Annotated in this window: 29 protein-coding genes; 21 read left to right on the forward strand and 8 right to left on the reverse strand. The window is 40.5% G+C overall.

Going from position 1 to position 26,111, the window contains the following annotated elements:
- Positions 1–9 precede the first annotated feature (9 nt).
- From C6W21_RS11875 to C6W21_RS11930, 12 genes are all read left to right on the forward strand, one after another.
- Positions 10–549, forward strand: coding sequence for a TIGR01440 family protein (locus C6W21_RS11875; RefSeq protein ID WP_106050540.1), 540 nt, complete (start codon positions 10–12; stop codon positions 547–549).
- A 177-nt stretch (positions 550–726) separates the two neighbouring features.
- The gene (gene glyA, locus C6W21_RS11880; protein ID WP_012011552.1) at positions 727–1,974 is read left to right on the forward strand and encodes a serine hydroxymethyltransferase; all 1,248 of its coding nucleotides are present in this window, start codon (positions 727–729) and stop codon (positions 1,972–1,974) included.
- A 147-nt stretch (positions 1,975–2,121) separates the two neighbouring features.
- Positions 2,122–2,751, forward strand: coding sequence for a uracil phosphoribosyltransferase (upp, locus tag C6W21_RS11885; protein WP_003214553.1), 630 nt, complete (start codon positions 2,122–2,124; stop codon positions 2,749–2,751).
- Between the two features lie 496 nt (positions 2,752–3,247).
- On the forward strand, positions 3,248–3,631 hold the full coding sequence (locus C6W21_RS11890) for an ATP synthase subunit I (protein WP_003215321.1): 384 nt from the start codon (positions 3,248–3,250) through the stop codon (positions 3,629–3,631).
- 7 nt (positions 3,632–3,638) lie between these two features.
- The gene (atpB, locus tag C6W21_RS11895; protein ID WP_003215198.1) at positions 3,639–4,373 is read left to right on the forward strand and encodes a F0F1 ATP synthase subunit A; all 735 of its coding nucleotides are present in this window, start codon (positions 3,639–3,641) and stop codon (positions 4,371–4,373) included.
- Positions 4,374–4,422: 49 nt separating this feature from the next.
- Positions 4,423–4,635, forward strand: a complete 213-nt coding sequence (gene atpE, locus C6W21_RS11900) for a F0F1 ATP synthase subunit C (protein ID WP_003214968.1) — start codon at positions 4,423–4,425, stop codon at positions 4,633–4,635.
- Positions 4,636–4,755: 120 nt separating this feature from the next.
- Positions 4,756–5,277 (forward strand): F0F1 ATP synthase subunit B, encoded by a 522-nt coding sequence (gene atpF / locus C6W21_RS11905; protein WP_034660288.1) that lies wholly within the window; start codon positions 4,756–4,758, stop codon positions 5,275–5,277.
- Complete coding sequence (locus C6W21_RS11910) at positions 5,274–5,819, forward strand: F0F1 ATP synthase subunit delta (protein ID WP_106056356.1); 546 nt, start codon at positions 5,274–5,276, stop codon at positions 5,817–5,819. The genes atpF and C6W21_RS11910 overlap by 4 nt, the downstream gene beginning before the upstream one ends.
- 16 nt (positions 5,820–5,835) lie before the next feature.
- Complete coding sequence (gene atpA, locus C6W21_RS11915; protein WP_035389793.1) at positions 5,836–7,344, forward strand: F0F1 ATP synthase subunit alpha; 1,509 nt, start codon at positions 5,836–5,838, stop codon at positions 7,342–7,344.
- Positions 7,345–7,432: 88 nt separating this feature from the next.
- Complete coding sequence (locus C6W21_RS11920; RefSeq protein ID WP_106050542.1) at positions 7,433–8,299, forward strand: F0F1 ATP synthase subunit gamma; 867 nt, start codon at positions 7,433–7,435, stop codon at positions 8,297–8,299.
- 24 nt (positions 8,300–8,323) lie between these two features.
- Positions 8,324–9,745 (forward strand): F0F1 ATP synthase subunit beta, encoded by a 1,422-nt coding sequence (gene atpD, locus C6W21_RS11925; RefSeq protein ID WP_106050543.1) that lies wholly within the window; start codon positions 8,324–8,326, stop codon positions 9,743–9,745.
- A gap of 24 nt (positions 9,746–9,769) precedes the next feature.
- Positions 9,770–10,165, forward strand: coding sequence for a F0F1 ATP synthase subunit epsilon (locus C6W21_RS11930; RefSeq protein WP_050944437.1), 396 nt, complete (start codon positions 9,770–9,772; stop codon positions 10,163–10,165).
- Positions 10,166–10,207: 42 nt separating this feature from the next.
- Here C6W21_RS11930 and C6W21_RS11935 read toward each other — a convergent pair whose 3' ends face one another.
- Positions 10,208–10,714, reverse strand: a complete 507-nt coding sequence (locus C6W21_RS11935; protein ID WP_374955720.1) for a hypothetical protein — start codon at positions 10,712–10,714, stop codon at positions 10,208–10,210.
- 137 nt (positions 10,715–10,851) lie between these two features.
- On the opposite strand from C6W21_RS11935, the gene C6W21_RS11940 reads away from it, so the two are divergent.
- The 6 genes from C6W21_RS11940 (at position 10,852) to C6W21_RS11965 (ending at position 16,347) form a co-directional block, all read left to right on the forward strand.
- Positions 10,852–11,082, forward strand: coding sequence for a DUF1146 family protein (locus C6W21_RS11940; RefSeq protein ID WP_012011544.1), 231 nt, complete (start codon positions 10,852–10,854; stop codon positions 11,080–11,082).
- 127 nt (positions 11,083–11,209) lie between these two features.
- On the forward strand, positions 11,210–11,944 hold the full coding sequence (locus C6W21_RS11945; RefSeq protein ID WP_106050544.1) for a YwmB family TATA-box binding protein: 735 nt from the start codon (positions 11,210–11,212) through the stop codon (positions 11,942–11,944).
- A gap of 32 nt (positions 11,945–11,976) precedes the next feature.
- A complete protein-coding gene (murA, locus tag C6W21_RS11950) occupies positions 11,977–13,284 on the forward strand; it encodes a UDP-N-acetylglucosamine 1-carboxyvinyltransferase (RefSeq protein ID WP_106050545.1) in 1,308 nt (435 codons plus the stop codon).
- 255 nt (positions 13,285–13,539) lie between these two features.
- Entirely contained in the window at positions 13,540–14,565 is a 1,026-nt protein-coding gene (spoIID, locus tag C6W21_RS11955) for a stage II sporulation protein D (protein WP_106050546.1), read from the forward strand.
- Between the two features lie 323 nt (positions 14,566–14,888).
- The gene (locus C6W21_RS11960) at positions 14,889–15,587 is read left to right on the forward strand and encodes a VWA domain-containing protein (RefSeq protein WP_106050963.1); all 699 of its coding nucleotides are present in this window, start codon (positions 14,889–14,891) and stop codon (positions 15,585–15,587) included.
- An 82-nt stretch (positions 15,588–15,669) separates the two neighbouring features.
- The gene (locus C6W21_RS11965; RefSeq protein ID WP_106050547.1) at positions 15,670–16,347 is read left to right on the forward strand and encodes a VWA domain-containing protein; all 678 of its coding nucleotides are present in this window, start codon (positions 15,670–15,672) and stop codon (positions 16,345–16,347) included.
- Between the two features lie 52 nt (positions 16,348–16,399).
- Here C6W21_RS11965 and C6W21_RS11970 read toward each other — a convergent pair whose 3' ends face one another.
- Positions 16,400–18,748, reverse strand: coding sequence for an FdhF/YdeP family oxidoreductase (locus C6W21_RS11970; protein ID WP_106050548.1), 2,349 nt, complete (start codon positions 18,746–18,748; stop codon positions 16,400–16,402).
- Between the two features lie 82 nt (positions 18,749–18,830).
- A complete protein-coding gene (locus C6W21_RS11975) occupies positions 18,831–20,096 on the reverse strand; it encodes an L-lactate MFS transporter (protein WP_106050549.1) in 1,266 nt (421 codons plus the stop codon).
- A gap of 134 nt (positions 20,097–20,230) precedes the next feature.
- Here C6W21_RS11975 and fdhD point away from each other — a divergent pair, with 134 nt between their 5' ends.
- Both fdhD and moaA read left to right on the forward strand, forming a co-directional pair.
- The gene (fdhD, locus tag C6W21_RS11980) at positions 20,231–21,019 is read left to right on the forward strand and encodes a formate dehydrogenase accessory sulfurtransferase FdhD (protein WP_106050550.1); all 789 of its coding nucleotides are present in this window, start codon (positions 20,231–20,233) and stop codon (positions 21,017–21,019) included.
- 10 nt (positions 21,020–21,029) lie between these two features.
- Positions 21,030–22,037, forward strand: coding sequence for a GTP 3',8-cyclase MoaA (moaA, locus tag C6W21_RS11985; protein ID WP_106050551.1), 1,008 nt, complete (start codon positions 21,030–21,032; stop codon positions 22,035–22,037).
- A gap of 253 nt (positions 22,038–22,290) precedes the next feature.
- Here the strand turns inward: moaA and rpsN are convergent, their stop codons facing one another.
- The 4 genes from rpsN to C6W21_RS12005 form a co-directional block, all read right to left on the reverse strand.
- On the reverse strand, positions 22,291–22,560 hold the full coding sequence (gene rpsN / locus C6W21_RS11990) for a 30S ribosomal protein S14 (protein ID WP_106050552.1): 270 nt from the start codon (positions 22,558–22,560) through the stop codon (positions 22,291–22,293).
- A gap of 16 nt (positions 22,561–22,576) precedes the next feature.
- Entirely contained in the window at positions 22,577–23,773 is a 1,197-nt protein-coding gene (locus tag C6W21_RS11995; RefSeq protein ID WP_106050964.1) for a GTP-binding protein, read from the reverse strand.
- 80 nt (positions 23,774–23,853) lie between these two features.
- The gene (gene rpmG, locus C6W21_RS12000; RefSeq protein WP_003214771.1) at positions 23,854–24,003 is read right to left on the reverse strand and encodes a 50S ribosomal protein L33; all 150 of its coding nucleotides are present in this window, start codon (positions 24,001–24,003) and stop codon (positions 23,854–23,856) included.
- Between the two features lie 142 nt (positions 24,004–24,145).
- Positions 24,146–24,568 carry a DUF5362 family protein gene (locus C6W21_RS12005; protein WP_106050553.1) on the reverse strand — a complete coding sequence of 141 codons (423 nt, stop codon included), beginning with the start codon at positions 24,566–24,568 and terminating at the stop codon, positions 24,146–24,148.
- A gap of 526 nt (positions 24,569–25,094) precedes the next feature.
- Between C6W21_RS12005 and C6W21_RS12015 the strand changes: the two genes are divergently transcribed.
- The gene (locus C6W21_RS12015) at positions 25,095–25,499 is read left to right on the forward strand and encodes a hypothetical protein (RefSeq protein ID WP_106050554.1); all 405 of its coding nucleotides are present in this window, start codon (positions 25,095–25,097) and stop codon (positions 25,497–25,499) included.
- A 44-nt stretch (positions 25,500–25,543) separates the two neighbouring features.
- On the opposite strand, the gene C6W21_RS12020 is transcribed toward C6W21_RS12015, so the two are convergent.
- Complete coding sequence (locus C6W21_RS12020) at positions 25,544–26,053, reverse strand: thiol:disulfide interchange protein (RefSeq protein WP_106050555.1); 510 nt, start codon at positions 26,051–26,053, stop codon at positions 25,544–25,546.
- Positions 26,054–26,111: the final 58 nt, after the last annotated feature.

A 26,111-nucleotide genomic window follows, 5' to 3' on the forward strand; every position in this document is an offset into this window, starting at 1 on the left:
GCGCTTAACATGAACATTGGTCAAGATTGGCTTGAAATGTTAAAAGAGTTTCATCAGATGGTCGAACTGCGTGCAGGGCAAATCTTAGTGATCGGCTGCAGTACATCAGAAGTGGCTGGTGAGCATATTGGGACAGCAGGAAATGAGCAAATAGCTGCGTCCATTTATCAAGAATTGGAGCAGCTAAGACGAGAGACTGGCATTGAGCTCGCTTTCCAGTGCTGTGAGCATTTGAATCGTGCTCTTGTTGTGGAAGAAGAAGTGGCTTTCCGGCTTAACCTAGAGATTGTAGCGGCAGTACCTGTCCGAAAGGCGGGTGGTTCGATGGCGGCTCATGCGTATCAGCACATGGAACATCCTGTGTTAGTTGAATCCATCGAGGCGCATGCTGGAATCGATATCGGTGATACATTAATTGGGATGCATCTAAAGAGAGTCGCTGTACCTGTTCGTCTCAGTCGTCATCAATTAGGACATGCACATGTGACGTTTGCGAAAACGCGTCCGAAGCTGATTGGCGGAGAACGAGCGGTTTATACAAGATCATAGCTTAGACATATTTCTAATATAATGTTGAATGATGAAGACGCTTCACCACTTGAATATTCGGTTTTTCGCAAAAAAGAAGTCAATTTCCCAAAAAAACTTTTACATTTCACTCAAAAACCGTGTACAATGAGATGGTGAAAAACATCGAATGGAAATAGATTGGAGAGGATTTCGCTGATGAAACATTTACCTGAGCAAGACGCACAAGTATTCAAGGCAATTCAACTAGAGCGGAAACGCCAGCAGGACAAAATCGAATTAATTGCATCAGAAAACTTCGTAAGCGAAGCAGTCATGGAAGCACAGGGCTCTGTATTAACAAACAAATATGCAGAGGGTTACCCTGGTAAACGCTACTATGGCGGCTGTGAACATGTAGACGTTGTAGAAGATATCGCACGTGACCGCGCAAAAGAAATTTTTGGCGCTGAGTATGTGAACGTACAGCCTCACTCAGGTGCTCAAGCGAATATGGCCGTATACTTTACCATTCTTGAGCATGGCGATACAGTGCTAGGCATGAACTTATCACATGGCGGGCATTTAACGCACGGAAGCCCTGTTAACTTTAGTGGTGTACAGTACAACTTTGTAGAATATGGTGTCGATAAAGAAACGCAGCATATCGACTATCAAGATGTACTTGAAAAAGCACGTGAACATAAGCCGAAGCTAATTGTTGCGGGTGCAAGTGCATACCCACGTCAAATTGATTTCAAAAAGTTCCGTGAGATTGCGGATGAAGTCGGTGCTTACTTTATGGTCGACATGGCTCACATTGCAGGTCTTGTTGCAGTAGGTCTTCATCCAAATCCAGTTCCTTATGCAGATTTTGTGACAACGACAACTCACAAAACATTGCGTGGACCTCGCGGCGGAATGATTCTATGCCGTGAAGAGTTTGGTAAAAAGATCGACAAATCGATCTTCCCTGGTATTCAAGGTGGACCACTGATGCATGTCATCTCTGCAAAAGCTGTTTCTTTCGGTGAAGTATTGAACGGAGATTTCAAAACATATGCACAAAACGTCATTGATAATGCAAAGCAACTAGCTGAAACCCTGTTATCTGAAGATATTCAGCTTGTATCTGGTGGAACGGATAACCATCTTGTTCTCATCGACTTGCGTTCTCTTGGCATCACAGGAAAAATTGCAGAAAATGTTCTTGATGAAATCGGTATTACAGTGAACAAAAATGCGATTCCTTATGATCCAGAAAAACCTTTTGTTACAAGTGGTGTACGTGTTGGTACAGCAGCAGTGACAAGCCGCGGTTTCGATCAAGAGGCGATGAAAGAAGTCGGTTCCATTATTGCGCTTGCTCTAAAACATCATGAAGATGAAGCGAAATTAGAAGAAGCGAAAAAGCGTGTATCTGATCTGACTGCCCGCTTCCCTCTATATAACGAATTAGATTATTAAAAAGCAGACCCATTTGCCTATTTTTGGCATGTGGGTTTTTTTTGTAGGATTTGCGAATCATATTGAAAGATGACGTCTTTTTATGTAGAATTGTAGGAAGTGTGCAAAGTTCACCGGAAGATGACAGAAAAGGAGTTGTAGCAAGCAATGGCAAAGGTTTATGTATTTGATCACCCGCTTATTCAGCACAAACTTACATATATTCGTGACGTTCATACAGGAACAAAAGAATTTAGGGAGCTAGTGGATGAAGTCGCAACATTAATGGCATTTGAAATCACAAGAGACTTACCGCTTGAAGAGGTAGATGTAGAAACACCTGTACAAGTAGCGAAATCAAACGTGATCTCAGGGAAGAAACTCGGTGTTGTGCCAATTTTAAGAGCAGGTCTTGGAATGGTGGACGGGATTTTGAAACTCATTCCAGCTGCTAAAGTGGGACATGTCGGTTTATACCGTGATCCGAAAACATTAAAGCCTGTTGAATATTATGTGAAGCTTCCATCTGATGTGGAAGAGCGTGAATTTATCGTAGTAGATCCAATGCTTGCAACTGGCGGTTCAGCAGTCGAAGCATTGAACAGCTTGAAAAAACGCGGGGCGAAAAACATTCGCTTCATGTGTCTTATTGCTGCCCCTGAAGGTGTAGAAGAAATGCAAAAGCACCATCCTGATGTTGATATCTACATTGCAGCATTAGATGAGAAATTGAACGAAAAAGGCTACATTATCCCAGGTCTTGGTGATGCTGGTGACCGTATGTATGGAACGAAATAACAGGTTTTAATAAAAGCCCACATGCAAACGTGCATGTGGGCTTTTTGAAATATATGACAAACGATTGATATCGTTCTTAGAAAAATCAATGTATACTGAACATTAGCTGTTTTTTTCAATGTATGTCACGTGTCTCCTAAAGTTTGATGAAATTGTGAACATTTTGTGTGCTCTATCACTATAGAAAAGTTTTTTAACTTTCAACGGATTGACACATCATAGACGCTATTGTATGCTAAACGAGGGTATTATGGTAAGGTTTTCATAGCCTATAGCACTCTACTAATCCTCATTGTGAACCCTTTAATTATCAGGGTTTGTATCAGCGAATGAAGCAACATCCCATAGATCTTTAGATTTCAAGTCTGATTGTGCAATTAGACCGATGGGTGATTGATTTTTTTCGAACAGGACTGCTTATCATAAGCGTCTTCTACGCAGTTTTCATCACCAATTATCACCTTTTTTACAATATTTTTCATCGGGAGTCAGATGAATGAACGATCCAAACGCGATTTTCCGCAGACAGAGTAAATACATGTTCTATCTATTGGCAATTTTTGTGTTTGGCTATGCCATGCCTGGTTTTAAACCACTGTTTCTTGGTTTGATTATCGGCACAATTTTTGCTTTCTTTAATTTATTCCTACTTATACGGAGAATGCACGCTTTTGATCGAGCGGTTAAAAAAGGAAAATCCATTCGTTCAATGGGAAGTACAGCCAGGTGGGCCAACGCAATTCTCGCAGTAGCGATTGCTTGGCGTTACCCTAATGAAGTTCATCTGGCAGGTGTTGTTATAGGATTAATGACAATATATCCTGTCATTATGATAGATTCCTTCATTCAACTTAAACGTTCTACTATGGAAGAGAGGTGAATACTCTTTGGGTCACAGTTCAAAAACTACAGAATTTTTAGGGTTAACGTTCAACTTATCCAATGTTCTCATGATTACGATTGCTAGTATCATCGTTCTTCTCATAGCGGTGCTGACTACTCGTGTTCTGTCTATTCGTCCGACAAAGGCGCAGAACTTCATGGAATGGATTGTTGATTTTGTTCGAAATATCATAGGTAGTTCGATGGACATGAAAACAGGAGCCCCATTTCTAGCGCTTGGCGTTACATTACTCATGTACATATTTGTTTCAAACATGCTTGGACTGCCATTTTCGATTACGGTCGATCACAACTTGTGGTGGAAATCACCAACAGCAGACCCTGCAATCACAATGACACTAGCGATTATGGTCATGGGATTGACACATTACTACGGTGTCAAGGCAAAAGGAGTCAAGGAATATACGAAAGACTACTTTAGACCAATTCCGCTTTTAGTACCATTGAAACTTATTGAAGAATTTGCAAACACGCTAACACTTGGTTTGCGTCTTTATGGAAACATTTTTGCTGGAGAGATTCTTCTTGGTTTGCTTGCAGGACTTGCGACCAATTTCTACACGCAAAACATTGCACTTGGTATCGTTGGTACATTAGGTGCCATCGTGCCGATGATTGTATGGCAGGCATTCAGTTTGTTTGTCGGAACAATCCAAGCATTTATCTTCACCATGCTGACAATGGTGTACATTTCTCATAAAGTCAGCGACGAACACTAAAAAAATTGAGAGTCCAAAAAGGACGTTATTTTAAAGGAGGAGCTTTTTAATGAATTTAATAGCAGCAGCAATTGCAATCGGTTTGGGAGCACTAGGAGCAGGTATTGGTAACGGTCTAATCGTATCTAAAACAGTTGAAGGAATCGCTCGTCAGCCAGAAGCTGGTAGAGAACTAAGAACACTTATGTTCATCGGGGTAGCTTTAGTTGAGGCACTTCCAATTATCGCTGTCGTTATCGCATTCTTGGCATTCTTTGGTTAATATGTGAGAAGCGTTCTAATATGAATTTTAATGGCGAAGATCAGATTAGTTCGAAGCTTCGCCATTCCTTTATGTTTTGTTTCTTAACATATTATTTAAAGAAGGGAGTTGCCGTACTAAATGTCTCAGTTACCAGTGGTTTTAGGAGCAGGTGGCTTAAGTTTCAACGCCGGGGATATGTTATTCCAGCTTATCGCTATGCTCATCCTGCTTGCACTTTTAAAGAAATTTGCGCTTAAACCTTTATTAGGTATTATGAAGCAGCGTGAAGATTATATAGGAAATGAAATTTCAAGTGCTGAACAAAAGCACGTTCAAGCTGAAAAGCTTCTTGAAGAACAACGTGTCTTATTGAAAGAAGCACGCGAAGAATCACATACACTCATCGAAAATGCGAAAAAGATTGGTGAGAAACAAAAAGAAGAGATCATTCAAGCAGCACGTCAAGAGTCAGAGCGCTTGAAAGAGTCTGCTAGAACTGAAATCGTGAAAGAAAAAGAACAAGCTGTGGCTGCACTGCGCGAGCAGGTTGCATCACTATCTGTACTCATTGCATCTAAAGTGATTGAAAGAGAACTTGATGAGCAAGCACAAGAGAAATTGATTCAAGAGTATCTTAAAGAGGCAGGCGAAAGCCGATGAGCGTGACTATTGTCTCTAAGCGTTACGCTTCTGCTCTTTTTGACATCGTTCTTGCTTCTTCGGCAGTAGACGAAACTGAAAAAGAGCTGAATGAGATCAAAAAAGTTCTAAAGGCTGATCAAGAACTGAATGACTTCCTTGTTCATCCGAAGATTACGGCAGACAAAAAGAAACATTTGATTGCAGAAGCTTTCAAAGGTGTTTCGACACATGTATTGCACACAATGTATTTATTGATTGACCGCGGACGCACGAATATTTTCTCTGAAATGACGTCTGAGTTTGTGAAACTTGCAAACCGCACGAAACAAATAGACGATGCGGTCGTGTATTCAGTGAAACCGCTGAGCGGCGCTGAAATTCAATCTTTATCTGAAGTATTTGCCAAAAAAGCCGAAGTCACATCACTGCGTGTTGAAAATGTGATTGACAAGGATCTAATAGGCGGAGTGAAAATCCGTATCGGAAACCGCATTTATGACGGCAGTGTCAGCGGAAAGCTTTCCCGCATTGAACGTCAGCTTGCAGGCGAAAATCGTTAGAAGGGGTGAAACCTTAGTGAGTATCAAAGCTGAAGAGATTAGCGCGCTGATAAAGCAGCAAATCCAAAACTATCAATCTGAAATTGAAGTAAAAGATGTCGGTACAGTCATTCAAGTAGGGGACGGTATCGCGCGTGTACATGGCCTTGACAACATTATGGCAGGAGAGCTGGTTGAGTTCTCTAACGGTGTAATGGGTATGGCTCAAAACCTTGAGGAGTCTAACGTAGGTATCGTTATTTTAGGACCTTACAAAGATATCCGCGAAGGTGACGATGTAAAACGTACAGGTCGTATCATGGAGGTTCCAGTAGGTGAAGAGTTAATCGGACGTATTGTGAACCCACTTGGTCAGCCTGTTGATGGACTAGGTCCAATTTTAACAAGCAAAACTCGTCCAATCGAAAGTGAAGCACCAGGCGTTATGGATCGTAAATCTGTACATGAACCGCTTCAAACAGGGATTAAAGCAATTGATGCCTTGATTCCAATCGGACGCGGACAGCGTGAATTGATCATTGGTGACCGTCAAACAGGTAAAACATCTGTTGCAATTGATACGATCCTAAACCAAAAAGATCAAGACATGATCTGTATTTATGTAGCGATCGGACAAAAGGAATCAACGGTTCGTGGTGTTGTTGAAACACTTCGTAAGCATGGTGCGCTTGATTACACAATCGTAGTCACAGCTTCTGCATCACAGCCAGCCCCGCTACTTTACCTTGCTCCTTATGCAGGTGTAACGATGGGTGAGGAATTCATGTATAACGGCAAGCACGTACTTGTTGTATATGATGACCTTTCTAAACAAGCGGCAGCTTACCGTGAGCTTTCATTATTGCTTCGTCGTCCTCCAGGTCGTGAGGCATTCCCTGGTGATGTTTTCTATCTTCACTCTCGTTTATTAGAGCGTGCAGCGAAGCTTAGTGACGAAAAGGGTGGCGGTTCTATCACAGCATTGCCTTTCGTAGAAACGCAAGCTGGCGATATCTCTGCATATATCCCAACAAACGTTATTTCAATCACAGATGGACAGATTTTCTTACAATCTGATCTCTTCTTCTCAGGCGTACGTCCAGCAGTAAACGCAGGATTGTCTGTATCCCGTGTAGGTGGTTCTGCACAAATCAAAGCAATGAAAAAAGTAGCAGGTACACTTCGTCTGGATCTTGCTTCTTATCGTGAGCTTGAAGCATTCGCTCAGTTTGGATCTGATCTAGACCAAGCGACTCAAGCAAAATTAAACCGTGGTGCTAGAACAGTTGAAGTCTTAAAACAAGACTTGAACAAACCGCTTAAAGTTGAAAAACAAGTAGCGATACTTTATGCACTCACAAGAGGATACCTAGACGATGTCGCGATTGCTGATGTCAAACGTTTCGAAGCTGAGTTATTCATGTACATTGAAGAAAACCATAAAGACTTGTTTGACACCATCTCTCAAACAGGAAACATGCCTGCTGATGAAGAGTGGAAGACAGCAATCGAAGGCTTTAAACGTACGTTTGCACCAAGCAACTAATTAGTAATCTTTCCGAGAGAAAAAGATTCTCTTTTTCTCTCTTTTCACGTAAATGAACACGGATTCCTGAAAAAAGGTGGTGAAATCTTTGGCCTCATTACGCGATATAAAGTCAAGGATCACGTCAACGAAAAAATCGAGTCAGATCACAAAAGCGATGCAAATGGTATCAGCTGCGAAACTGAATCGTGCTGAAAACAATGCGAAGTCTTTTGTTCCTTACATGGAGAAAATCCAGGAAGTGGTCGCGGCAATCGCAACTGGAACAAGTGCTAAGCACCCGATGCTTCTTTCAAGACCTGTCAAGAAAACAGGGTATCTCGTCATTACATCTGATCGAGGGCTTGCAGGACCTTTTAACAGCTCGATTTTGCGTTCCGCTTACCAAACCATTCAATCTCGTCATCAATCCGCTGATGAATATGCGGTGATTGTGATTGGTAAAATCGGACGCGACTTCTTCAAAAAGCGCGGTATTCCAGTTATTTCTGAAGTAACAGGGCTTGGAGACGAAGTAGCGTTTGCTGATATTAAAGAATTAGCAAGCAGTACAGTTCAAATGTTCTCTGATGAAGCGTTTGACGAACTTTACATGTTCTATAACCACTTTGTCAGTGCCATTTCACAAGAAGTAACAGAGAAGAAATTATTGCCGCTAACGGACCTTTCGGCCGCAGCGACACCAAATAAACGTTCCGCATCTTATGAGTTTGAGCCTTCTGAAGAAGAAATTCTTGAAGTTCTCCTTCCTCAATATGCAGAGAGTTTAATTTTCGGTGCGCTTCTTGACAGCAAAGCAAGTGAACATGCTGCAAGGATGACAGCAATGAAGAGTGCAACAGACAACGCAAAAGAATTGATCGACAACCTGACACTCTCTTATAACCGTGCTCGTCAAGCAGCGATTACACAAGAGATTACAGAAATTGTCGGCGGAGCAGCTGCCTTAGAATAGAAATAATTGTCAGGAGGGAATGCAATGAAAACAGGACGCATCAGTCAGATCATGGGACCAGTCGTAGACGTTCATTTTGAAGATGGTCACTTGCCTGAGATTTATAATGCGATCAAAGTTTCGCATAAAGCGGAAAGCGAAAGTGAAGTTACTATCGACTTAACTTTAGAAGTAGCACTACATTTAGGTGATAATACAGTCAGAACCATCGCAATGGCATCAACAGACGGTGTGAAGCGCGGTATGGAAGCTGTAGACCTTGGAAAACCAATTTCAGTACCAGTTGGTAACGTAACACTTGGACGTGTATTCAACGTACTGGGAGATAACATTGACTTAGATGAGCCACTTGGTGTGGAAGCTCAAAGAGATCCAATCCACAGACAAGCGCCTTCTTTTGATCAACTTTCTACAGAAGTTGAAATTCTTGAAACGGGTATTAAAGTTGTTGACCTTCTTGCTCCTTACATCAAGGGTGGAAAGATCGGTCTATTCGGTGGAGCCGGTGTAGGTAAAACCGTTCTGATTCAAGAATTGATCAACAACATCGCACAAGAACACGGCGGTATTTCTGTATTCGCTGGTGTTGGAGAGCGTACACGTGAAGGAAACGACCTTTACTACGAAATGAAAGATTCTGGCGTAATCGAAAAAACAGCCATGGTCTTCGGTCAAATGAACGAGCCACCAGGTGCACGTATGCGTGTTGCCCTAACTGGTTTGACAATGGCAGAGCATTTCCGTGATGAACTAGGTCAAGACGTATTGTTCTTCATCGATAACATCTATCGTTTTACACAAGCAGGTTCTGAAGTATCAGCCCTTCTTGGACGTATGCCTTCAGCGGTAGGTTATCAGCCGACACTTGCAACAGAAATGGGTCAGCTGCAAGAGCGTATCACGTCTACAAACGTAGGATCGGTTACATCGATTCAAGCGATCTATGTACCTGCGGATGACTATACGGATCCAGCTCCAGCAACAACGTTCGCTCACCTTGATGCAACGACAAACCTTGAGCGTAAGCTGACTGAAATGGGTATTTACCCAGCGGTTGATCCTCTTGCTTCAACATCTCGTGCACTTGCACCTGAGATCGTTGGCGAAGAGCATTATGCCATTGCGCGTGAAGTGCAGCAAACATTGCAGCGTTATAAAGAACTACAAGATATCATTGCCATTTTAGGTATGGATGAATTATCTGAGGACGATAAGCTTGTGGTACACAGAGCGCGTCGTGTTCAATTCTTCCTATCTCAAAACTTCCACGTAGCAGAGCAGTTCACTGGCCAAAAAGGTTCTTACGTGCCATTGAAAGAAACTGTTAAAGGCTTCAAGGAAATCTTATCTGGTAAATACGATCACCTTCCAGAAGATGCATTCCGCTTAGTTGGACGCATTGAAGAAGTGGTTGAAAAAGCCAAAGAGATGGGTGTAGAGGCCTAATCTGGTCCTTAGGAGGGTAAAAGCATGAAGACCGTTCAAGTCAATATCGTTACTCCCGACGGCCCAGTGTATCAAGCGGATGTGGAAATGGTCAGTGTCAGAGCAGAAAGCGGTGAGCTTGGTATTTTAGCTGGCCACGTTCCAATGGTTGCTCCGCTAAAAATCGGTGCAGTTCGCTTAAAACATAGTGGATCAACTGAATTGGTTGCAGTAAGTGGCGGATTTGTTGAAGTTCGCCCTGAACAAGTAACCATTCTTGCTCAGGCCGCTGAAACATCAGAAAAAGTTGATGTCGATCGTGCTAAATCAGCGAAACAGCGTGCTGAAGAGCATTTGAACCACCCGAATGAAAGTGATGTACGCCGGGCGGAACTCGCATTAAAACGGGCGTTAAACCGTTTAAATGTAGCAGGGAAATAAAACAGAAAATCCTTCTTATCACAATGATAAGAAGGATTTTTTTTAGAATGACATGAGAGATTGATACATCGACACATACGGGTGAGAATCCTGTTTTTCAAGATATAAGTGCTCGCAAAACTGCGTACTATGCCACGTTTTATTGTGCCGGCGCAAACCAAGCGTATATTGATGCGGAGAGTCCATATAAGGCCGTACCACCCAGTCAGCATCTGAATGATGACGGAGGACAACCTCTCCCATATACACACTCATCATCGCTTCTAATGCATCTATTGGCATCTTCCACTCAGCAAACAGCTGCTTGGTAAATGCATCAAAGTATAGTGATTCTAACTGATACAGGCTTTCCTCAGAGTAATCCAAAGAAATGTTATGAAAATGACACAATTGCGCTAATTCTTCTAGCTGTGTCTGTCTATAATCAAAGTAGAAAGCAATGGCCTCCCATTCATGATCAAATGAGGGAACCAGTTCTCCGTACAAATCAACAAAGTCAGGAAAAGAATCTTTCAATGTGTTCAGCTCCTTCCACACGCAGTATATCATCTCCTTGGCACCAGGATAAGAGGGGATTTACTCTAAATGTAGCTCTTTTTTCCAAATGATTCATCTTTCCGATTTTCGAGGATATAATGAAAGGGAGTTTTCCTTTACAGAAATAAATAAAAGGAGGATTCAACTGTATGGAAGACGTAGGACAACAAGCAATCGTGAGTATTGTGATCCACCTATTTTTTATTGCGATTACATGGTGGGCATTGCTTGCCATAAATATTGATCCACTGATTAAAAAAGGGAAAATCGTTCAGGCAAGATTGCTGATGATGCTCATTACCATTGCCATCGCATCTGCAGTCAGCAATTTCTTCCTTGATTACTTAAATTTTTCCAGACAAATTCCTTATATGTTCTAACATAAAAGGTTTGGTCACTGTCTTATGCGGGAACGTAAAAAGAAATGTCAAAAATATGGCCTTGATGACTTTTCCACGTATGCACACACCTCCTTGCGGCAACACTTGTAGCAAGGGGGAATGACAAGTGAGAAAGTATGTAAAAGGTTGGCCATTATTTGCGTTTATTCTTTTTTTTGTTCTGATGATTCAAGGTGTTCGTGCGGAAGAATCTTCTCCGCTCGCCCAAATAGCAGAAGGTCTGAAAAACCAGCAAATTGAAGTAGATGGATGGACTCTTCACGCAAAAACAAATGTAGACATTTCATCTGAACAATTTTCAAAAAAAGTGAAACGTTTGAAAGACGAACTACGACAGTATGAGTGGACCGAAAAAGAAGAGAAACATGTCACCAAAGTCACAGGAATTTACAAAGATGAAAAAAATGATACATTATCGAAAATTTTACTCGTGAAGACCGACACAAAATCCAATCAAAAGTCGTATTTATTATATGAGCAAAAAGGTGCTCGCCCACTGAATACCTGGGAGCATACATATGATCAGTTCGTACGTCATGCAAAAAGCATATTACAAGAGAAATTTGTAATTTTTACTTGTCTCGATGGTCATGTAAATGGTATGATGGATGTTGTTTTGCAAAAAAAAGCTGAAACATTAGCAAATGAATTTCAAGCAAAACCAGTTGAGTATCTCGTTGAGTCTAATTTTGTGTCGCTTTCCGCTTACACAGATAAGTGGGAACAGTTCATTATGACTTCAAATGATAAAATGAATGTTCAAATTGCCATCAGAAGTTCGGAAATGAACGAAAATCATACGATTACGGTTGGCACACCAATCGTAACGACTGAATATTAATATAGAGAATTTGGGACGCGGAGGGGAAGACCTTGGAAAAAATTATCGTCCGCGGCGGTCAAAAGTTAAACGGCACAGTTAAAGTAGAAGGCGCAAAAAATGCCGTTTTACCAGTTATCGCTGCATCTTTGTTAGCAAGTACAGAAAAAAGCGTAATTTGTGATGTACCTACGCTCTCCGATGTATATACAATCAATGAAGTGTTACGTCATTTAGGAGCAGAAGTACATTTTGAAAATAACGAAGTATCAGTGGATGCATCTCATGCACTAGAAACTGAGGCTCCGTTTGAGTATGTCCGTAAAATGCGAGCGTCTGTGCTCGTCATGGGCCCACTTTTAGCAAGAACAGGTCATGCAAGAGTTGCATTACCTGGAGGCTGTGCGATTGGTTCAAGACCAATTGACCAGCATTTAAAAGGCTTTGAAGCAATGGGAGCTAAAATTCAAGTAGGAAATGGTTTCATCGAGGCTGAAGTAAAAGGCCGTTTAAAAGGTGCGAAAGTCTATTTGGATTTCCCAAGTGTTGGTGCAACTGAAAACATCATCATGGCAGCAGCATTAGCTGAAGGAACAACGATTTTAGAAAACGTAGCAAAAGAACCTGAAATTGTTGATTTGGCAAACTACATCAATGCCATGGGCGGTAAGGTTCGCGGAGCTGGTACTGGTACAATCAAAATCGAAGGTGTGGAAACACTCCACGGTGCAAAACACAACATCATCCCTGACAGAATTGAAGCAGGTACTTTCATGGTGGCAGCAGCCATTACAGAAGGAAATGTTCTTGTAAAAGGCGCAGTGCCAGAGCACATGACATCACTTGTAGCAAAAATGGAAGAAATGGGTATTCAGATCATTGAAGAAGAAGAAGGTTTAAGAGTCATTGGACCATCTGAGCTCAAGCCAATCGATCTAAAAACAATGCCACATCCTGGTTTCCCAACGGATATGCAATCTCAGATGATGGCGCTATTGCTTCGTGCAAACGGAACAAGCATGATCACAGAAACGGTGTTTGAAAACCGCTTTATGCATGCTGAAGAATTCCGCCGCATGAATGGCGATATTAAAATTGAGGGTCGCTCTGTGATTATCAACGGGCCGGTTCAACTTCAAGGTGCTGAAGTGTCAGCGACTGATTTAAGAGCAGGAGCAGCACTTGTACTTGCTGGATTAGTAGCAGAAGGTCATACACGTGTCACAGAGTTGAAGCATATCGACCGTGGTTATGTGAACTTCCACCAAAAGCTTGCAGCAATCGGTGCAGATATTGAAAGAGTAAACGATGAATCAGCAGATGTGACACAAGAACAAGTTGTATCAGATCTGAACGCGTAATCATAAAGAAATCAGTGTGTCCATGAGGCATGCTGATTTTTTTTTAGAATCATAGAATGCTTTATTTTGAAAGCTTATCATTAGTGTATCCAACCATCTTAAATTTTATTCATAAAGACGAACAGTAAAATCAGTTGATAAACAGCCTCATATCTTCATCCAAAGACTTGTCCACTGAATGAAAGAAGCTGTCATATTAGCTTGTCCCCGCCCATAGGATAAAAGAGATTCAATGACAAATGGGGGCAGCCAAATATGAAACCAATGATATGGACAATCGCAGGAATATGCATCATTATTTTAATGATTCCAACTTTACTTGTGTTGCCGACGTTTCAAGGGAAGCCGGAGGCAAGCCAGCAGGTATCAGCGGAGCCATCAGTTAAAAAAGAAGTGAAGGGTACAGTCAAATTAAAGCAATCACCCGTCGCCATCCCCGTCTATCGTTCAGCTCATCAGCAGGTAGAAAACATCCCTTTAGAAGAGTATGTGATCGGTGTCGTAGCGTCTGAAATGCCAGCTGATTTTGAAATGGAAGCACTCAAGGCACAGGCACTCGCCGCAAGAACGTATATCGTCAGACAAATGATCATCGATAAGACTGTCAAATCACCAAAGGGCTCTCTTGTAGATGACACCCAAATGTTCCAAGTTTATAAAAACAAGCAGGAACTCAAGAAAATTTGGGGGAAAGCGTACAATTGGAAGTTAAAAAAAGTCACAGAAGCTGTCGCTAGCACACAAGGAAAAGTGCTGACTTATGATGAGAAACCAATTGATGCCTCATTCTTTTCAACAAGTAACGGAAAAACGGAAAATGCCGAAGCTTATTGGAAAAACGAAATCCCATATTTGAAAAGTGTCTCAAGTAAATGGGACGAAAAATCGCCAAAATTTCAAAACAAGAAAACCATCACAGTTAGTGAATTTCAGCAAAAATTAGGTGTGACGCTCACTCAGCAGGCACAGGTAGGACAGATAGTAGAACGGACGCCAGGAAATCAAGTAGCGAAAGCCGTAATAAACGGTAAAACACTGACAGGCAGAGACATTCGAGAGTCACTAGCACTTCATTCAGCGGACTTTACATGGGAACGACAGGGCCAGCAAATTATCATTACGACAAAAGGGTATGGCCATGGTGTTGGAATGAGTCAGTATGGTGCGCACTATATGGCACAGTCAGGCAAAAAAGTAGATGCTATCGTGAAACATTATTATAAAGGGATTCAAATTGAATCAGCTGATCGTTTTCTCAACACGTATATGGCTAAAAAATAAAGCAAAGGTGCCTCAGAAATGGGGCATTTTTTTTTGTGTTCCAAGAGGTTTGAACAGAATGTGTCAAATTGCGACTTAAGACGCACCTCAGGAAAACTTAAACATTTACGTCCCGACAAGAACCGATGGCCGATACAAAGCCCCTCGAAAGAAGGAGAAAACAAGAGAAAAAATGATGTGTTAGGTGAATATATCTAGACAACTGACAGATTTTTAGTGATTTTGATGAAAGAGAAAAAGGGACCGAGTCCTATACCATTCCAAGACAGAATATTTTACGATTAAGATGTTTCAATTAAATACATAAGGAGGAAGGAAAAATGATGTTGAAAAAAGTATTTACACTCGTAACCTTAGCTGTATTGACATTATCTATGTCAATCTCTTCACCAGTATTTGCAAAAGCATCTACAGTCAAAAAACATAACAAAGATGTAAGAGTCACCATCTTACTTGATGCAAGTGGAAGCATGGCAAGAAAAGTAGAGGGCGAACGCAAATTTGACCTCGCAAAACAAGAGGTATTTAAATTTGCTCAGTCACTTCCGGAAGACGCTAAAATTCGTATGAGCTTGTTTGGTTCTGAAGGAAACAACAAAAATTCAGGTAAAGCTCAATCATGTGAAGTCATTAGAGGCGTTTATGGCGTACAGCCTTACGAAAAAGAAAGCTTTGAAAACTCTTTAAACGGACTTGGACCAAATGGCTGGACACCAATTGCTCGTGCTCTTGAAAATGCAAAGCAAACGGATGAGCAGCTTAATGATGGAACAAAACATATTGTGTACCTAATCACTGATGGTGAAGAAACTTGTGGCGGAGATCCAGTAAAAGTAGCAAAAGAATTGCATAACTCAAAAGGATCGACTGTTGTTAATGTGATTGGATTAGACTTTAACGATGGCTATGAAGGTCAATTGAAGCAAGTAGCCAAAGCGGGTAAAGGCCATTACTACCAAGCAAGCACTGGTAAAGAAATGGGTTCTATCTTGTCGGCAGAATCATTAAAACTACACGAATAACTTGCTGAACAAAAGGGAAACGATTGATGTATGCTTTCGTTTCTCTTTTTCTGTACAAATGTAAAAAGGGAGGTTTTTATGAATGAAACGAAATATTGTATTAACCATTTTGGCTAGTCTTGTCCTGCTTCTTTCTTCACCAGCTCATGCTGTGATAAAAAAACAGGAGCCAGCTCATGTGGTGATATTACTCGATTTAAGCGGCAGCATGGCGCAATCAGTTGAAGGCGAAAAGAAAATCGATATCGCCAAACGTTCTATTCAAAGCTTCGCAAGTATTTTATCAGAAGATACACAAGTCCTGCTTCGTGTGTTTGGTCATGAAGGAACCAATAAAAATGCAGGAAAAGCAGTTTCTTGTGGAAGCTCTGAAGCCGTTTATGGATTTGGGTCATATGAGCCGTCAACATTTCAGCAAGCACTGAATGTGTATAAGCCAACCGGCTGGACACCACTTGCAAAAGCATTAACAGATACGAAACAAGATTTTGAAGATCATCAGGCTGAAGGGAAAAATATTGTCTATGTCGTCAGTGATGGTAAAGAAACTTGTGGAGGAAGCCCTTCACAAGCAGCAAAGGAATTACATGAAGACGGAATTGATACCATCGTCAATATCATCGGCTTTGACGTGAATGAAAAAGAAGCAAAAAGTCTAAAGTCTGTTGCAAAAGCGGGTGGTGGACAATATCAACCGGCTGCGAATGCCGAAGAATTGAATCACATTCTACAAAATGAAGCGCGCGCTTTTGGTCAGTAGGATGTGAATGGGAGCTGGGGATTGTTTTCCCCAGCTGTTTTTTAGTTGGAGATCAATTCAAAGTGGTTTCTAATTCATCAATTCGTTTCTCCACGTAGTGCTGATCTTTTCTTGCATGAAAGGTTTCGGCTTTTTCTAATATGGCCGCCGTATTATATTCGGGAATCTGTGAGTAGCTCTCATACACACCCTTAGGAATTAAAACGTTCCCTTCAGGCCAATAAACAGCGATATTGCCACGTTTCAACTCCCCAAATTGAGCCACTCCTTGATAGGACCCATATTGATTAAACAAAACTACTGGATCACCTTCTTGGACATAAAGTTCTTTTGCATCTTCGGCATTCATCAAGATAGAATGACGCTTCCCGCCATTAAACGCATCCTTTTCACTATAGATCATGGAGTTGAATTGCTTTCCTCTTCTTGTCGTGATATTAAAATGTCCCTCGGTTTTTCGGTATTGAGGCAGCTGGGCAGGAAGAAGATGTCCTTTGCCGTCCGGTGTTGGACACTCCCCATCTTCACAAAGCCAGGCACCACCCCATTGAAAAACGTCTCCTTTATGACGCAAATGCTGGATGCCATCATAGTTTCGATTTACGACCGCAATCTCACGACGAATGTCTTCAGCCGTTTCAAAATGAATTAGTTCAGCATCTTCAGGCCGGACTCTTTTTGCAAGGTCAATATAAATGTCCCATTCTGCTCTGGCTTCCTCAATCCGAGGTCCTTCAATTTCTGGACTGAAATATACCATGCGTTCCGTACTAGTGGATGTACCGCCGCCTGGCTGTTCATACCTTGTCATGGCAGGCAAAACAATTACCGTCTCTTCTGCCTCTACAAGTGTAGAGGTGTTCAAAATGATATCTTGATGGACACGGAGTTCTAGCTCAGATAATGCTTTTTCGATCGCATCTGGATTTGGCATCGTTTCTAAAAAGTTTCCGCCGCTCGTAAACAGCATTTTGAGTTTTTGCGGATGTTCTTTTGGGAGAGCCATTTTCTCAAAGGATTGCCCAATGGTGTCACCAAGCCATTTCGGAATGTCAAACCCCCAAATCTTTTCGATTCTTTCAATATTCTCTTCATCAAAATCACTGCCCGGCAAAACGAATGGATCAGCACCCATTTCACCAGAACCTTGAACACCGCTATGCCCTCGAATCGGCATGACACCACAATGTTTCCTGCCAATAAATCCACGTAACATAGCAAGGTTGGCGACCTGTGATATATTATCAGTTGCAAAGCGGTGCTGGGTAAGACCCATGCTCCAAATAAAAACGCCTGAATTGGCATTGGCAAGAAGGATCGCAAATTCTTTCATTCTTTCTTTTGATAAGCCTGATGATGTTTCTAGGTCCTCCCATTTCAACTGTGCGACATGCTGCTTTAAATCCTGTATGCCGGTAGTATGGGCTTGAATAAATTCATGATCAAGGGCGGAATGGGGCGCATGCTGCTCCATGTCAAACCAATGTTTGATGACGCCGTTCATAAACGCAATATCGCCGCCTATATTGACTTGATAGAAATCATCCGCGATTTTTGTGCCGAATAAAGCACTTTCTGGAATAGAGGGAACCCAATACTTTTCCATGGCAGGCTCTTTGTACGGATTGATGACAATAATTTTGGTTCCTTTCTTTTTAGCCGCGTACATATATTTAGTGGAAACAGGCTGGTTGTTTGCTGCGACAGATCCCCAAAAAATTAAGACATCCGTTCCGATCCAATCGTTGTAATTACAGCTGGAGGCTCCTATACCAAGGGATCGTTTAAGAGCGGTTTTGCTCGGTGAATGACAAATGCGAGAAGCATTATCAATATGATTTGTCCCGATAAATCGGGCTGCCTTCGCCGCGGTATAATAGACTTCATTTGTAATTCCTCTAGCCGTTAAATAGAAAGCGAGCTGCCGTTTATCAATTGATTTAATTTTAGCTGCGATTTGATCTAATGCATCATCCCAGGAAATACGCATAAAGGCATTGTCACCTTTTTTTCGAATCAGTGGATAAGGAATACGGCCAAGTTTGCGAAGAGAGGTGCTGTCCATTTGTTTGAGCTGTTGAATATCTTCGAACCATTTTGGGTCAATAGCTGGCATTGTATTAAGACGGAGTACATTTAGCCTTGTGGTGCATATATGAGGTCCTGCGAGCGTTTGGTCATATAACCCTGAAACTCCAAGGGCACAGCCGTCACACACGCCCTGCGTTAAAATACGATATGCATAGGGGAGATTATCCTTGTTCTCCCACGCCACTTTCATCGTATCTCGAATGTGTTTCGGCTTTACTTTTCCAAGTCCCATAGGCGCAAAAGAGGCCCATAGCTTTGGTGAGGGTTTTTTATTAAGCTTAATAGGTCCCTTATGTTTTGTTTTCCCCATGATATCATCACCCTCCTATTACTTTATGAAGCGTTTTCATATCTAAAAATTACCTTTAGATTGTGATTCTGTCAAATTCAAATTAAGGTCGGGCTGAGACAGATGAAGTAGCAGTAAGGTTTGTTTCTCTAAGCTGCTGAATATCCTTCCGTATGAGAAGAGATATGATAAAAGCGATGAAAAATAAGCCAGAGAACACCATCAGACTTTGCGTGTAGTTACCTGTTATATCTCGAATAAAGGATGAAAATAAAGGTCCAGCTAAACCAGCAGCTGCCCAGGCAGTCAGAATATAACCGTGTATGGCACCAAGTTGTTTCGTGCCAAATAAATCCCCAATATATGCTGGAATTGAGGCAAACCCTCCTCCATAGCACGTATAAATGATCGCCATCACGATTGAAAAGACGAGCGGTTCTTTTAAATAGGGGAGTAAAGGAAAGGCAATAAGCTGGATACCAAAGAAGATTGTATACGTATTCGGCCTTCCGATATAATCTGAGAAGGAAGCCCAGCCAATCCGCCCTAAACCATTAAAAGCACCTAAAATACCAACAAGGGTAGCTGCAGCACCTGCAGTGAATCCAACACTTTCTTGAGCAAGAGGCGATGCTACTGAAATAATGGCAATTCCGCATGTGATATTAATAAAGAGCATGAGCCACAAATAATAAAAACGTCGTGTTTTGATCGCTTCATTTGCTGTAAGCTGTGATAAATCCTGAGGGATTTTTCTTTGATTTGTTTTTAACACGTCAAATTGTTTGACGTCTTCAGATGTTGGTGTTGATAAATAAAGAGATGAGATCACCATGATCATAAAATAGGAAATTCCAAGAATGTAAAAGGTATTTGCGATATCCACTTTTTCAATGAGATATTGGATAATTGGGCTGCAAATAAGAGACGCAAATCCAAAACCCATAATAGCTAAGCCGGTTGCAAGTCCTCTTCGGTCCGGAAACCATTTCACCAAAGTTGATACAGGTGCAATGTAACCTACCCCTAATCCTATTCCAGCGAGCACACCATAAAATAAATAGAGGAGTGGGAGTGAGGACATGTGGACAGCAAATCCTGACCCTGTCATTCCGATACCGAAGAAAATAGCTGAGAAGAGCCCTGATGCCCTTGGACCATACCTTTCAACGAAATGCCCCATGAAAGCAGCAGATAATCCTAAAAATAAAATAGCAATACTGAAGGTCAGGCTTATTTCTGTCAATGACCACTGAAAGGCTTGATGTAAAGGATTCGTAAAAACACTCCAAGCATAAACAGACCCAATAGATAAATGAATTCCCACAGCACTTGTTGCAATGAGCCAGCGATTTTTCGATTTGTTCATTTTGTTCCCCCCATATAAAGCAATCAAAAAGTTTGATAAGATAGAAATATGTTACAGTTTTATGACTTTTTAAAATAATATCATAATTTGATTGGATCATATAACTAAATTTGTGCTGAAAGGAAGATCATACAATGAATCCTTCTGTTAAAAAGAAACGAGTCATACACCAATACCGTGAAGGCCAATTTACTTGCAAAACAGATGAAGTTGTAGAAGAATTCCCTTTAACTGTGATCGTGAATGGAGAGGAATTTGTGACACTTGTTTGTTCTCCAGATCATTTGAAAGAATTGGTTATCGGTTTTTTAGCTTCAGAAGGAGTCATTCGATTTGAAAATGAGATTAAAAGGTTTACAATAGATGAAAGTATGGGCTTTGCCTATGTTGATTTAGTTCACTCAAGCGGATTTCAGTCATCAGATTTTACAAAGCGGGTGATTGGTTCTTGTTGTGGGAAAGGAAGACACTTTTATTTTCTCCAAGATGTGAAAACGGCAAAAACAGCCATTGATCGAATCAACATTTCTGCTGAAACTTGTATGCGTCTAATGAAATGTTTACAAGAAGAAAGCCAATTATTTCAACATACTGGTGGTGTGCATAATGCTGGACTGTGTGACTCAGAGAAGCTATTCATCACTAGAACTGATATAGGAAGACATAATGCTTTAGATAAAATCTATGGATACTGTTTACTTCATCGAATTCCACTTAGAGATAAAATTCTTGTGTTTAGCGGCCGGATATCGTCAGAAGTTCTATTGAAGGCAGCAAAACTAGGAGTGTCGATCGTCATCTCAAAATCAGCACCTACTGAGCTGGCGCTTAAAATGGCAGAAGAATTAAATATCACGACAGTTGGATTTGTCAGAGGAGAATCTTTTAATATCTACACTCACCATCAGCGTATTACAGAATAGGAGGCAAAGTATGGACAGTATATTGGATAAGAGACATCGACCATTGCGCGATTTAAGAATATCAGTAACAGATCGCTGTAACTTTAGATGTACGTACTGTATGCCTGCTGAAATTTTTGGACCAGATTATCCTTTTTTGAATAAAGGAGAACTGCTTAGTTTCGAAGAAATTGAACAGCTTGCTATCCTTTTTGCAAAGGACTTAGGTGTGGTGAAAATACGCATCACGGGTGGAGAACCTTTAATGCGGAAAGATTTGCCTGTTTTAATAGAAAAGCTCTCAAAAATTCCAGAAATTGAAGACATTGCTATGACAACCAATGGAACGCTTTTACCTTTATATGCTGATAAGTTAAAGAAAGCAGGTCTTCAGAGAGTCACCATTAGTTTGGATTCATTAAATCCTGACCGTTTTAAGCAAATGAACGGAAGGAATATTTCTATCCAAAAAGTGTTTGATGGGATTGAGGCTGCAAAAAAAGCTGGACTTGCTATTAAGATCAATATGGTTGTTCAAAAAGGTGTGAATGATCAGGATGTTTTACCAATGGCAGCTTACTTTAAAAAAGAAGGACATGTTCTCAGATTTATCGAGTTTATGGATGTCGGAAATACGAACAAATGGAATCTAGAGCATGTCATGACAAAGAAAGAGATTATTGGTCTAATTGATTCAACATTTCCTATCAAACCAGAACCTCCTCAATATCCAGGTGAAGTAGCCAACCGATTCTTTTATCAAGATGGTTCAGGAGAGATAGGCATTATTTCTTCTGTTTCAGATGCTTTTTGTGGAACATGTAACAGAGCGAGGCTTTCTGCTCGCGGCGAATTGTTTACATGTCTTTTTGCATCATCGGGTTTTGATCTAAAACGGGTGATTCGCTCGACAAAAGATAATGAAGATATAAAGAACATATTGAAGGAACTATGGTCGAATAGACATGATCAATATTCAGCCGAGAGAGAGCAGAAGAAAGATCAGAAAAAAGTTGAAATGTCATATATCGGTGGGTAGTGACAACAAAGTATCATGATCATGTATTTTTGAAAAGAAGAGAAAAAGTCATAATCATTGCTGAAAATCCTTTTTTGGAAATAGGTCTATTCATCTTATGAATCCAGTCATTATAAAAAACCAGCAGAAACTCGCTGGTTTTTAAAATGTTATTTTGTGACTCAAAAAGATTGAGATATGCCTAGAAAATAGAATTTTAAACATTTTTTACTGCTTTACTTTTAGGAGAGCTGTGATAAGATCAACTCAATCTTTACCAGCTCGATTTTTTTACTCCTGGGATTTGACCCTTATAGGCAAGCTCACGAAAAGCAATTCTAGACATTTTGAATTTTCGTAAGTAACCTCTAGGACGGCCGGTTAATTCACAGCGGTTTTTTAAGCGGATAGGGGAAGAGTCTCTAGGTAATTTCCGCAAAGCTTCATGGTCACCTTTTTCTTTCAACTCTTTTCTTAATTCTGCATATTTCAATACAAGCTGCTGCCGCTTTTTTTCTTTAGCAATTTTAGATTTCTTTGCCATTTAAAACCCTCCTGGTTTAATGTTGGATTTTCCATTGAAAGGGGTCTTCAAATGTAGTCCAATCTTGATCAAATTCTTCAGGTGTGAGTAAGCATTGATCTAGTGTGCGAATGATATCTGCTTTAGGCAAATCTACGCCAATAAACACAAGTTTTGTATGCCGGTCACCAAATTCTGCATCCCACTCATCAAGAAGCTCTGGTTCTTGCTTTAATATCCGTGCTTTTTCTGGCTCAGGCAAGGCAGCAATCCAGTATGCAATTGGTTCAATCGCAACAGATTTTCCGGCCTGTGAAATTAAAATGGTTAAATCATGATGTGTGGCCAGCCATGTAAATCCTTTAGCGCGAACTATTTGCTCCGGCATCTGATCTAACCAATTATTTAACCTGCCAGTATGGAAGGGGAGTCTTCTTTCATAAACAAAAGATGAGATTCGGTATTCTTCTGTTTCTGGCGTATGTTGAGAATGCCCGGCGTTGATTTCTTTGATCCAGCCAGCAGAAGCACTGGATTTTTCAAAGTCGAATAAACCAGTATTTAAAATGTCACTTGGCTTTACTTGCCCTTTTGAGGTTCTGATGATAGATGCTTCTGGTTGAAGTGTGGTCAGCACGCGCTCAAGTCGGTCTAATTCTGAGTTTGATACTAGATCACACTTATTTATAATCAGCACGTCACAAAATTCAATTTGATCAATAAGTAAATCGGAAATTTCTCGTTCGTCATCATCGGAAACGGCTTGCTTACGGTCTAATAAACTTTCTCCTGACTGGAAGTCGGTCCAAAAACGGTTCGCATCTACAACAGTGACCATCGTGTCTAACCGGCAAAAACGTGTCAAATCTATCCCCATTTCTTCATCAATATAAGAGAAAGTCTGCGCGACTGGAATTGGTTCACTAATTCCTGTTGACTCAATGACGATATAATCGAAATGGCCAGCCTTACATAGGCGCTCTACTTCGATTAACAAATCTTCTCTTAATGTGCAGCAAATACAACCATTAGATAATTCAACTAGCTTCTCATCTGATCGAGAGAGCTCACCACCTTGTTTGACTAGTTCTGCATCAATATTAATTTCGCTCATGTCATTGACAATCACAGCTACTTTTAACCCTTTACGATTTTGCAGAACATGATTTAATATTGTTGTTTTTCCTGCACCTAAAAACCCGCTTAATACTGTAACAGGTATTCGCTTATTCATTTGTTTCTGTCCTTTTGACAATACTCATTTTGATTTCCGCCTCACTTAAAAAGTAATCATTACGATTTGAAATTTAAAAATTATTTTGTTTCTCTATGAAGGGTATATTTCTTTAGCCGAGGAGAATATTTTTTTAACTCCAGCCGGTCCGGATTCGTTCTTTTATTCTTTGTTGTGATATAGTTTCTGTCACCTGTTTCAGTGCAGGCTAAGGTAATTTTTACGCGCATCAGTAATAGGATCCTCCTTTAATTCGTAATAGTTACGATTTGTATTTTAAAATGATCTAGACGGAATGTCAAGCTTAACAGGATGAGCAATCAAATGATCAAACAAAAGGGGGTATCGAATGTTCATTGATACCCCTCTCCATTAATAAAAGTCAACAGGCTCTTGTTTGTATTCACCTTCGTATTGCTGAAAGTCGCTAGGAATTTCTTGGAGAAATGCTAGGCCGCCTAATATCAGTATCAAAATAATGGCGATAAATGAGAGAATGGCTGTGACAATAGTTGATATGGCAAACAGCGTCTGCATTTTCATCATCTTAGCATATTGTTCTAATAACTCTTCATAAGAAGTATCAGGAGCTTGGATTAATTGTTCAGCTGCGTTTACAGATTTTTGTACGTGTATTCCCATCATAATGAGGAAGACGCCAAGGGCAGCAGGAAGAACAAGCCAAAAACCAATCAGAATAGCTAGACCGCCTGTAATATAGAGAAAGATACTACCAACTTTTCCCCACTTTGTGATCGAATGAAGAGATTGAATGATTTTCTCAGTTTGTTGCAATGGTGTTCACTCCTTTATGTATTCACTCTTTATCATACTTGAGCCAGTAGTACTTTAGGAAGAGTGAATGTAGAATAATTATAAATATTTCCATCTTCAGCTTACTATTTATGGATAAATAAATTATCTCTGAATAAGAAAAAAGTAACATTTACTATAAATTTTAACGAAAAATTATGTCATAAACAAGATTGGTAGTTAAAAATAATTAGTAAAATTATCAAAATATGTTGTTAGTTGTCTTATAATTGGTTATTATTGTTTTGTATTACCATAAAAATTGGAAGGTGGTATTCATATGTTAGATCGTTTCTTAAACAAAATGACCAATGTTCAACCTGCAGCTTCAAGATGTATTTTGCAAAAATTAGTCACTTCATGCAAATCAGCACCAACATGTTTCCTTCAAGGTGTTGGAACTTTCCGTTACTACGTGGATCGTGATACAGGTGAGATTTGTACTAGCCAAGAACGCATTAGATGCGGCTGCTAAATTGAATGATTTTATTTAATAGGATGTGAACGCATGAGCATATCTTCAATTTCATTTTTAACAAATGCTATGCAGACGTCAAACAATCGTCAAGCGGGCCAAACATCAAATTCTTTTTTAAACCAAGCTGCGAAAATTGTTCAAGGCGACCATTCTCCAGAAGAGAGAAAGGCATTATTTCAACAACTGACTTTAGTTCAGCAAGGAAAAGATTTAGAGCTTCATGTGTCTAAATTAAAGGAACTAGAGAAAGAGGTTCAAAAAGAGGCGTCTTCTTCGTCTGTTACTGTGAATCAGCATGGTGACCAAGTAGACATTTCAACTGAGGCTCGCAGTGAGTTTGAACAAGCTGAGGAACAAGCGTCAGCTTCAAGTGAAGCGAGTGAAATCACTGCAATGGAAAAGGATCAGGATGTTCAGCCAGAACCACACCAATAAAAAAATGAGGCATGTGTTAGATCGTTCACATGCCTCATTTATGTTTATTTTGCAGGAATCCTTGAATAAAGTCCATCCGGAAAAGGGGCTGCATATGAGATTGTTTCATCTTCTTCTACCATGATGTAATACGGAAACTCTTCAATCTGGAATACGCTTGTCATTTGTTCGTCCACTGAGATTATTCGTATGTTAGTTTGATTATCGCGATATAATTCTCGATCCTTTTCTTGTCCATTCTTTAGCAAAACACTAAAAGAAATGTCTAATTGACGCTGCTTTTTCGTTTCTAGAAATTGTTCAAGTGATGGAATGCAGTGCGGACATGCTGTGTCAGTGAATATAAGCAGCTGTTGCTTGTGATTGGTTTGCAGCAAATCATTCATTCGAATAGGCGATGATTTTTCAAGAAGCGGATGAACAAGTTTTTGTCCGGCATGCTGGATCGGTAAGACGATCAATTCCATTTGGTGTTTTAAATAGATGATGATTCCGATCGTCAATAAAAGGCTGCAAAGAATAAGAGTGACCTGTAAAAGTAAGATTGAATTCATCGTATATCGTCCTCTCAGAATGAAGTTACGCAGAGCTATCATAATACAAATATCAAAA

Source organism: Bacillus sp. NMCN1 (assembly GCF_002998085.1).
Taxonomy (GTDB): Bacteria; Bacillota; Bacilli; order Bacillales; family Bacillaceae; genus Bacillus.

What these genes read in the sequence shown, in the direction of transcription:
- C6W21_RS11875 (WP_106050540.1), top strand. Translation starts at nt 10, where the DNA reads ATGAACATTGGTCAAGATTGGCTTGAAATGTTAAAAGAGTTTCATCAG.
- glyA (WP_012011552.1), top strand. Translation starts at nt 727, where the DNA reads ATGAAACATTTACCTGAGCAAGACGCACAAGTATTCAAGGCAATTCAA.
- upp (WP_003214553.1), top strand. Translation starts at nt 2,122, where the DNA reads ATGGCAAAGGTTTATGTATTTGATCACCCGCTTATTCAGCACAAACTT.
- C6W21_RS11890 (WP_003215321.1), top strand. Translation starts at nt 3,248, where the DNA reads ATGAACGATCCAAACGCGATTTTCCGCAGACAGAGTAAATACATGTTC.
- atpE (WP_003214968.1), top strand. Translation starts at nt 4,423, where the DNA reads ATGAATTTAATAGCAGCAGCAATTGCAATCGGTTTGGGAGCACTAGGA.
- atpF (WP_034660288.1), top strand. Translation starts at nt 4,756, where the DNA reads ATGTCTCAGTTACCAGTGGTTTTAGGAGCAGGTGGCTTAAGTTTCAAC.
- C6W21_RS11910 (WP_106056356.1), top strand. Translation starts at nt 5,274, where the DNA reads ATGAGCGTGACTATTGTCTCTAAGCGTTACGCTTCTGCTCTTTTTGAC.
- atpD (WP_106050543.1), top strand. Translation starts at nt 8,324, where the DNA reads ATGAAAACAGGACGCATCAGTCAGATCATGGGACCAGTCGTAGACGTT.
- C6W21_RS11930 (WP_050944437.1), top strand. Translation starts at nt 9,770, where the DNA reads ATGAAGACCGTTCAAGTCAATATCGTTACTCCCGACGGCCCAGTGTAT.
- C6W21_RS11935 (WP_374955720.1), bottom strand. Translation starts at nt 10,714, where the DNA reads ATGATATACTGCGTGTGGAAGGAGCTGAACACATTGAAAGATTCTTTT.
- C6W21_RS11940 (WP_012011544.1), top strand. Translation starts at nt 10,852, where the DNA reads ATGGAAGACGTAGGACAACAAGCAATCGTGAGTATTGTGATCCACCTA.
- spoIID (WP_106050546.1), top strand. Translation starts at nt 13,540, where the DNA reads ATGAAACCAATGATATGGACAATCGCAGGAATATGCATCATTATTTTA.
- C6W21_RS11960 (WP_106050963.1), top strand. Translation starts at nt 14,889, where the DNA reads ATGTTGAAAAAAGTATTTACACTCGTAACCTTAGCTGTATTGACATTA.
- C6W21_RS11965 (WP_106050547.1), top strand. Translation starts at nt 15,670, where the DNA reads ATGAAACGAAATATTGTATTAACCATTTTGGCTAGTCTTGTCCTGCTT.
- C6W21_RS11970 (WP_106050548.1), bottom strand. Translation starts at nt 18,748, where the DNA reads ATGGGGAAAACAAAACATAAGGGACCTATTAAGCTTAATAAAAAACCC.
- C6W21_RS11975 (WP_106050549.1), bottom strand. Translation starts at nt 20,096, where the DNA reads ATGAACAAATCGAAAAATCGCTGGCTCATTGCAACAAGTGCTGTGGGA.
- fdhD (WP_106050550.1), top strand. Translation starts at nt 20,231, where the DNA reads ATGAATCCTTCTGTTAAAAAGAAACGAGTCATACACCAATACCGTGAA.
- moaA (WP_106050551.1), top strand. Translation starts at nt 21,030, where the DNA reads ATGGACAGTATATTGGATAAGAGACATCGACCATTGCGCGATTTAAGA.
- rpsN (WP_106050552.1), bottom strand. Translation starts at nt 22,560, where the DNA reads ATGGCAAAGAAATCTAAAATTGCTAAAGAAAAAAAGCGGCAGCAGCTT.
- C6W21_RS11995 (WP_106050964.1), bottom strand. Translation starts at nt 23,773, where the DNA reads ATGAATAAGCGAATACCTGTTACAGTATTAAGCGGGTTTTTAGGTGCA.
- rpmG (WP_003214771.1), bottom strand. Translation starts at nt 24,003, where the DNA reads ATGCGCGTAAAAATTACCTTAGCCTGCACTGAAACAGGTGACAGAAAC.
- C6W21_RS12015 (WP_106050554.1), top strand. Translation starts at nt 25,095, where the DNA reads ATGAGCATATCTTCAATTTCATTTTTAACAAATGCTATGCAGACGTCA.
- C6W21_RS12020 (WP_106050555.1), bottom strand. Translation starts at nt 26,053, where the DNA reads ATGAATTCAATCTTACTTTTACAGGTCACTCTTATTCTTTGCAGCCTT.